7 protein-coding genes are annotated in these 7,618 nt (G+C 44.3%); 2 read left to right on the forward strand and 5 right to left on the reverse strand.

Going from position 1 to position 7,618, the window contains the following annotated elements; translation table 11 throughout:
• Window positions 1-6: 6 nt before the first annotated feature.
• Genes B3R91_RS06085 through B3R91_RS06095 form a run of 3 tightly spaced genes read right to left on the reverse strand, consistent with a single transcriptional unit; the run spans window position 7 to window position 2,902 of the window.
• Complete coding sequence (locus tag B3R91_RS06085) at window positions 7-564, reverse strand: DUF2127 domain-containing protein (protein WP_286796854.1); 558 nt, start codon at window positions 562-564, stop codon at window positions 7-9.
• On the reverse strand, window positions 557-1,768 hold the full coding sequence (locus B3R91_RS06090) for a dihydroorotase (protein WP_286796855.1): 1,212 nt from the start codon (window positions 1,766-1,768) through the stop codon (window positions 557-559). Before B3R91_RS06090 ends, B3R91_RS06085 begins: the two co-directional genes overlap by 8 nt.
• 60 nt (window positions 1,769-1,828) lie before the next feature.
• Window positions 1,829-2,902 carry an aspartate carbamoyltransferase catalytic subunit gene (locus tag B3R91_RS06095; protein WP_286796856.1) on the reverse strand — a complete coding sequence of 358 codons (1,074 nt, stop codon included), beginning with the start codon at window positions 2,900-2,902 and terminating at the stop codon, window positions 1,829-1,831.
• 421 nt (window positions 2,903-3,323) lie between these two features.
• Between B3R91_RS06095 and B3R91_RS06100 the strand changes: the two genes are divergently transcribed.
• Both B3R91_RS06100 and B3R91_RS06105 read left to right on the forward strand, forming a co-directional pair.
• Window positions 3,324-4,307 carry a class 1 fructose-bisphosphatase gene (locus B3R91_RS06100; protein ID WP_286796857.1) on the forward strand — a complete coding sequence of 328 codons (984 nt, stop codon included), beginning with the start codon at window positions 3,324-3,326 and terminating at the stop codon, window positions 4,305-4,307.
• Between the two features lie 98 nt (window positions 4,308-4,405).
• Complete coding sequence (locus tag B3R91_RS06105; RefSeq protein ID WP_286796858.1) at window positions 4,406-5,200, forward strand: TrmH family RNA methyltransferase; 795 nt, start codon at window positions 4,406-4,408, stop codon at window positions 5,198-5,200.
• Between the two features lie 81 nt (window positions 5,201-5,281).
• Here the strand turns inward: B3R91_RS06105 and B3R91_RS06110 are convergent, their stop codons facing one another.
• Together B3R91_RS06110 and B3R91_RS06115 are read right to left on the reverse strand one after the other, a co-directional pair.
• The gene (locus B3R91_RS06110; RefSeq protein WP_191691519.1) at window positions 5,282-6,214 is read right to left on the reverse strand and encodes an electron transfer flavoprotein subunit alpha/FixB family protein; all 933 of its coding nucleotides are present in this window, start codon (window positions 6,212-6,214) and stop codon (window positions 5,282-5,284) included.
• A gap of 148 nt (window positions 6,215-6,362) precedes the next feature.
• Window positions 6,363-7,112 carry an electron transfer flavoprotein subunit beta/FixA family protein gene (locus B3R91_RS06115; RefSeq protein WP_068408412.1) on the reverse strand — a complete coding sequence of 250 codons (750 nt, stop codon included), beginning with the start codon at window positions 7,110-7,112 and terminating at the stop codon, window positions 6,363-6,365.
• Window positions 7,113-7,618 lie beyond the last annotated feature (506 nt).

Below are 7,618 nucleotides of genomic sequence, written 5' to 3' on the forward strand. Positions count from 1 at the left end.
GCGTAGTTATATCAAACCTTTGCGCTTCATATTGCGATAAACCACGATAACGATAATAATGTTTGATATTAAGATGGCAAGCTTAAACCAGTCAAATGGGCTAGCAAACAAATAATAAATCTCAATAGGAATAAATATCCCGTAGCCTAACACCCCAAACCAATATGCCCAAGTTTTATCTTGCCACAAACCATAAGCTTCAAGAAAGCGCAAACTGGCATAAGCAAAAATGAGCAATAAAAATACTGGCCAATTTTTGCTTGCCTGCTGGGCGATACGTACCGCACTATCAACTTGCGGTGCTAGCAGTTGCCCAAAGGTTTGTTGCCAAGACGCAGTCGCTGTCGTTAGCCAATGCTCAAGGTCACTATGCCATGACCATAAAGCCCCCGCTCCTAATAGCGCACCAACGCCTTTGACCACTTCATATATTGCGACCGCTTTAATAGATTCGCTAGAGGTACTAGCACCACTGCGCGGTGTATGCGGCTGCCTGGTTAAATTTCGGTCGTTATCCTTCGAGGATGGTAGCAGACTGTCATCCTGTCTGGGCAAATTAGGCAAAGAAAGTCTCCACCACACGGCCCTGCAACTGCTCATTAAAGAACGGCGTATTTTTACCATTTGACAGCATGGATTCTGTGGTCACTTGCCATTCTAGATTAGGATCGACCAATACTGCGCCGCCGATACTTTCATACTGCTCACTAATACCCGCAATTTTTGCTGGGTTCAGACAGATTTTATCGACCAGTTGCTCAAGCGTTAATACTTCATCGCGTACCAACTGACATGCCAGCGCCATAAAGGTGTCAAAGTTTGAGATACCCGGTGTGCTTTCGGCAAAAGGTGCTTTTTTAGCGGTACTATTTAGCGGCTCATGATGGCTGCAAATCGCATCAATAGTGCCGTCTTTTAGCCCGCGGCGAATGGCTTGCTGATCGGTATTACTACGCAGCGGCGGTAGCACATAGGCTTGGGCATTAAAGCCTTTTAAATTATCATCGGTTAAATACAGCTGATGCATCGCCACATCACAAGTCACCGGCAGACCTTTGTCTTTCGCCCAGCGCATCAGCTCAATCGAAGACTTACAAGATAATTGGCTAAAATGTGCGGCAATACCCGTCTCTTCCACCATTAATAACTGCGTCGATAAAGCAACTGTTTCTGCAATCCAAGGAATCCCTTGCAAACCATGATACGAGGCGATATAACCTTCGTGCGCCACGCCTTCACCAGAGAGACTTGGCTCGTCAGGATAAAAGAATACTTTCATATTAAAAGTCGCCGCATATTCCAAGGTACGCAGTAACACCAAGTCATTGCGAAAAGGTCGACGCGCATTAGAGACCGCGATACAGCCACCTTTTTTCAGACCAGCGATATTTGATGGTCGCTCGCCTTCTAAGCCTGCGGTCAGCGCCCCTAAAACATGCAAATAAATACCGCCATCACTAAGTGCCCGCTCACGCAAACCTTTTAATAGCGAGCCATTTTCTAAAATGGGGTTGGTATCGGGTGGAATCACCACATGCAAAAAACCATTGCCACGGGCCGCACGCCCTTCTGACTCTAACGTACCGTGTTGTTGTTGCCCCGGTTCGCGTAAGCGGGCGCATAAATCAACCAAGGGTGGCAGCAGCCACATTTCGCGCTCTGATTCAAAAGAAGCCAGCTTATCGGTTACTGTGCTTGGTAGCGCGTCTTTAAATGCTTGAGGAAGATGGTTAATTATCGGTGTATCCGTATTTAACGTAGTAGACATGAGCGTTATTACCGTATCAATAAAATTGGATAAATAAATATAAAACAGTGCAGCAGAGTATTATTGACTCGCAGCTTGATGCGCGCGCTGACCTTCCATAGCTAGCGATAACACTGCCATGCGAATCGCAATGCCATTATTTACTTGCTTTAAAATAACAGACTGGTCACCATCGGCAACGCTTGAGGCAATCTCAACCCCGCGATTCATCGGCCCAGGATGCATCACCAACGCATCGGGTTTAGCCAGTGCTAGGCGTTCAGGCGTAATACCATAGTGTTTATAATACTCACTCGACGACGCCAGCAGCGGCGAGCCGATACGCTCATTTTGTATTCTTAATCCCATAATGACATCACAGTCGGTGACGCATTCGTTCATATCTTCATAAACTTGCACGCCAAAACGCTCAATACCTTTGGGTAATAAGGTACGCGGCGCACAAACACGAATATCTTTAACTCCCAAGGTTTGCAGCGCACTGATATCTGAGCGTGCGACCCGCGAATGCTTAATATCACCGACGATGGCCACAGACAATTCTTCAAACGGGCGCGGTGCTTCACGGTGAATGGTCAGCATATCGAGCATACCTTGCGTCGGATGAGCATGCCAGCCATCACCGCCGTTGATAATAGCAATATCTGGCGTCACTTCGGTTGCCATAAAATGCGCCGCGCCTGACGCTGAATGCCGTACCACAAAGATATCCGCCGTCATCGCTTGTAGATTCCATAAGGTGTCGCGCAAGCTCTCGCCTTTTTTGGTACTGGAGCGCTCAATATCGATATTGAGCACATTGGCACCAAGACGCTTTTCGGCGACTTCAAAGGTTGTACGCGTGCGCGTTGACGGCTCAAAAAACAAATTCATCACCGTATAGCCTTCAAGCTCAGGGCGGTTAATCAGTTGCCCATTATCATCAAAAAATGTCTCTGCTTTGGCAATAACTGCCTGCAGTTGCGCTTTACTTAAACCCTCTACCCCTAAGAAATGGCGAATACTGCCATCGTTATTGAGCTGCGGACGACTGAGCGAGGCGTTGAGCTTTTGATGAATAGTCTCAGGATCAAACTTGGCATAATCAGTCGGCGAAACGGTTGGTGTTGAGCGACTATCGATAGAATTTGACATAATGGCACATCTTTATTGTTAGGTGATATGAGGTGATTATCATTATTTAGGCGTTTTACGCTCGTTAAGCACACAGACAAGGACATTTTGGCGCTTATTTGCTACAATTTAGCGCAATGACAAACAACCTTAAAAGATAGCTTTTGGCGTCTTAGTGAGCAATGGCTCTAGACATATAGCAAACCTTATCAAAAGCCACTTATTAACACCATAAATAAATAATCATAGCGCTAGTGTAGCTGATTTTGTGGTCAGGACAAAGACGCCTTGCTGGGTATTTAAAAATTTGCCAAATTTAGGCAAATTAAAGGTGATCTAACCGTCTCTCAAACTTCTATTTAATTTTTATTCTCATTGGTCTTATTTTTAAAAGTACTTATTTTAATACTATCTATTTTAACCGTCTTTATCAGGAAACCTTATGACAACCTTAGCAAATTATCTAAACGCTGATGCCAGTAACCCGGCACTTAATGACGTAATTACCACTGTAACTAATGTTGGTAAAACCATCTCGCAGTTATTAAGAAAAGGGGCGTTAGCAGATATCTTAGGCGAAGCAGGTAATCAAAATGTCCAAGGTGAAGAGCAGAAAAAACTCGACGTCTTAGCTAACGATTTATTATTAGAGGCGTTGGCAAACAACGCGCATTGTGCAGGTGTTGCCTCAGAAGAGCTCGACGATGCTACCCCTGCCAACGCTGATGGTAGTTTATTGGTATTGTTCGATCCGCTTGATGGCTCATCAAATATCGATATTAATATGGCCGTCGGTACCATCTTCTCTATCCTACCGTACCAACGCCAAGGTCAAATCAGTGCAAATAGCGATTTTTTACAAGCGGGTAATCAACAGCTAGCCGCCGGTTATTTGCTATATGGCACCTCTACGGTACTGGCATTAACCATCGCTGATAATGTCGTAATGTTTAGCCTAGACCCTGATAGCAATGACTATGTACTGATAGAAGAGGATGTTCAGATTGATGCGGATACTAGTGAATACGCTATCAACGCTTCAAACTATCGCTACTGGCAAGCGCCTATGCAGCAATATATCGACGAGCTCATCGCTGGCAAGACTGGCGTACGCGGCCGTGACTTTAACACGCGTTGGGTGGCGGCGATGGTCGGCGATGTGCATCGAATTTTATGTCGTGGCGGTTTATTCACCTATCCATTTGACACCAAAGATGCCAATAAAGCCGGCAAGTTACGCTTGATGTATGAAGCCAATCCGATGAGCTTATTGATTGAGCGAGCGAGCGGCGCTGCTACCGACGCGGTGCAGCGTATCTTGGATATAGAACCAACGGATATTCACCAACGTGTCCCTGTGGTACTTGGCAGTAAAAACGAGGTCGATTACGTTAAAAATCTACATGTAAAACATGCTGATAAATAAATCATTTGCACCCAATTTGATAATACACAGCGTACAGCGATATAAACAATCGACTTTACGCTGATGATTCAAACTCTTTATATTTTAAGCGATCTATTATGGTAGCAAATCCCACCGAGCTGATTACCTCAGATAAAAATACGACTGTCAAACTTATCAAAGGGCTATTGACGCAAGCGCGCCAGCGTAAGAAACAAGGGCAAACCGTCATTGAAGGCGTGCACCTTATCGATGCCGCTCTGCGTAGCGATTACCCATTTGTGCAGATATTACTGTCTGAATCGGCGCACCAGCATTCTGAAGTTCAGCAGCTTTTGACGCGCCTACCGACTTATACGCCTATTTTGACTTTAGCAGATAGCCTGTACGAAGGTATTCGTAGCTTAGGGACTGGCATCGATATCATGGCGCTGATTAACATTCCAGCGCCTAGCCTTAAACCCATCAATGATGACTGCTTGATTCTTAATGATGTCCAGGACAGCGGCAATGTCGGTACGCTACTGCGTACGGCGGCGGCGGTTGGCATTAAAAACATACTTTTTACCAGTGCAACAGCGCAAGCATGGTCACCAAAGACGCTCAGAGCAGGTATGGGCGCGCAGTTTGCCCTCAGCATTTACGAGGGGTTAAGTGTGCAAGATATTTTAGATTTCGTACAAACGCCGCTATTTGCCACCAGCTCACATACCGATACGGTCATTTATCAACATGACTTAAGAAAGCCAATCGCTTGGATTATGGGGCATGAAGGCCAAGGTGTTTGCGACGAGCTAATGCAGTGTGCCACCCCTATCGCCTTGCCGCAGCCTAACGGGCAAGAAAGCCTGAATGTCGCCATTGCAGGCTCATTATGCTTGTATGAGACATTGCGTCAGAGAAGTTATGCTTAGAATCATTTAGAGAAAACACGAAAAACCCGCTATAAAAATAGCGGGTCTTTTTTGCTTCATTACTTATGCAAGAGGTAACAATTAAATCTTGCTAGTCAGCTCAGGCAATGCCTCAAACAAATCGGCTTCTAAAAAGTAATCAGCAACGCTCGCGATTGGTGATTCTGGATCATTGTTGATAGCAACGATGACTTTAGAATCTTTCATACCTGCTAAATGCTGAATCGCGCCTGAGATACCCGCTGCGATATAAAGGTCTGGTGCAACGATTTTACCTGTTTGACCAACTTGCATATCGTTTGGTACATAGCCTGCATCAACAGCAGCCCGTGATGCGCCAACCGCAGCGCCAAGCTTATCCGCTAGCGGCTCGATATATTTAGTGAAGTTTTCACCATTCGCTAATGCACGACCACCAGAAACCACGATGCTTGCAGAAGTCAATTCAGGACGGTCAGATTTTGCCATCTCTTCATTGACGAAGCTTGATTTACCCAAATCTTGAACATTATCGAGTGTCTCAACAGACGCTGAACCGCCTTCGCTTGCCACAGGATCAAAAGCAGTGGTACGGACTGTTAAAACCACTTTATCTTCTGAGGTCTTAACTGTTGCCGTGGCGTTACCTGCATAGATAGGACGCTCAAAGGTGTTTGCGTCTACGACCGCAGAGATTTCTGACAACATGCTCACGTCAAGTAAAGCGGCGACACGTGGCATAAAGTTTTTGCCAGTAGTGGTAGCAGCAGCGATGATATGGCTATAATCACTAGCGATGTCAGCAATCAATAGGGCGATATTGCCTGCCAATTGATGTTCATAAGCGGCGTTATCGGCTAATAGTACTTTAGTCACGCCTTCAGCTTTAGCGGCTGCATCAGCTGCTGCCTGCGCGCCGCTACCAGCGACCAATACATGGACGTCATCGCCTATTTGCTTAGCAGCAGCGATCGTGTTCAAAGTTGCCTTTTTTAGACTGGCATTGTCATGTTCTGCATATACCAAAATTGCCATTGTTTTTATCCTTTATTTATTCGTATCATCTATTCATGCGGTTGTTTGTGTACAAAACGATTTATCAAATCAGCTTAAATATGAAACCTTTTAGATAACATCATTTTGCACAAGATATGCCGTAGCAAAATATTAAAAGACTCACGCCTTAGATAACTTTTGCTTCATTTTTTAGCTTATCGACCAACTCGTCAACTGAACCTACCTTGATACCCGCTTTACGCTCAGAAGGTGGCACGACTTTGATAATTTCTTGCTTAGAAGTCATATCGACACCGAAATCAGCAGGCGTTTTTTCATCAAGTGGCTTTTTCTTCGCTTTCATGATGTTAGGCAATTTTGCATAACGTGGCTCATTTAAGCGTAAGTCAGTGGTGATAACCGCTGGTAGCTCAAGTGCTAGGGTTTGCAGACCACCGTCGATTTCACGCGTGACGTTGACTTTGCTGCCTTCAACTTTTACTTCTGACGCAAAAGTACCCTGACCGATACCCATCAATGCTGCTAACATCTGACCGGTTTGGTTGTTGTCGTCATCGATGGCTTGTTTGCCCAATAAGATAATATCCGTAGACTCAGTTTCAGCGATATTCTTAAGGATTTTAGCAACTTGTAATGGATAAGGTTTTTCGTCAGATACGACCAAAATCCCACGGTCAGCACCCAAGGCTAAAGCTGCACGAATTTGCTCTTGTGATTCTTTTGGACCGATTGAGGCGACGATGACTTCATCAATCACGCCCGCTTCTTTTAGACGAACGGCTTCTTCAACAGCAATTTCATCAAAAGGGTTGATTGACATTTTAGTGTTAGATAAATCTACGCCCGAATTATCAGCTTTTACACGAACTTTTACGTTGTAATCAATGACACGCTTGACCGCTACTAATGCTTTCATACGTTCCTCGTTTATTAATGTTATGAATTAAAAATTACCAATTAAGAACCAAAGGTTCATTTTTTTCAAACTGTGATGCAAATTGTCGTTCAAAATACTACTAAAGGTTTTTACCACATTAACATAGATTTAAAAATAAATATGTATAAGCCGCCCACCCAAGATATCGCGGCATCATATTTATTATTCGCTAGTCATAATTTATTATTGGTATTTACTCATCTAAGTATTTACCAATAATAAAAGTATACCAGTAAACGCTTAAATCCTGCTAAAGCTAAGCCAACCGTTATTATCAGACCCGTCTATCTTGCGTGAGCACAGGGCTAAGGTCAAGACTACGCCGTGAATAATGCGTCATAAATTTGTCACCATTGTTGCAAAAACTGTCTATAAGTGCCTAAATAGAGAGTTAATTTGCTCGAATGCGCTAACTCGACCGTCCTTTATAACAGAGACAGCTGTGTAATTACTGACTACTTTACTATCTAAAAGCGAAAGAGGAC

Origin of the sequence: Psychrobacter sp. UBA6291 (genome assembly GCF_002439405.1) — a bacterium.
Taxonomy (GTDB): domain Bacteria; phylum Pseudomonadota; class Gammaproteobacteria; order Pseudomonadales; family Moraxellaceae; genus Psychrobacter; species Psychrobacter faecalis.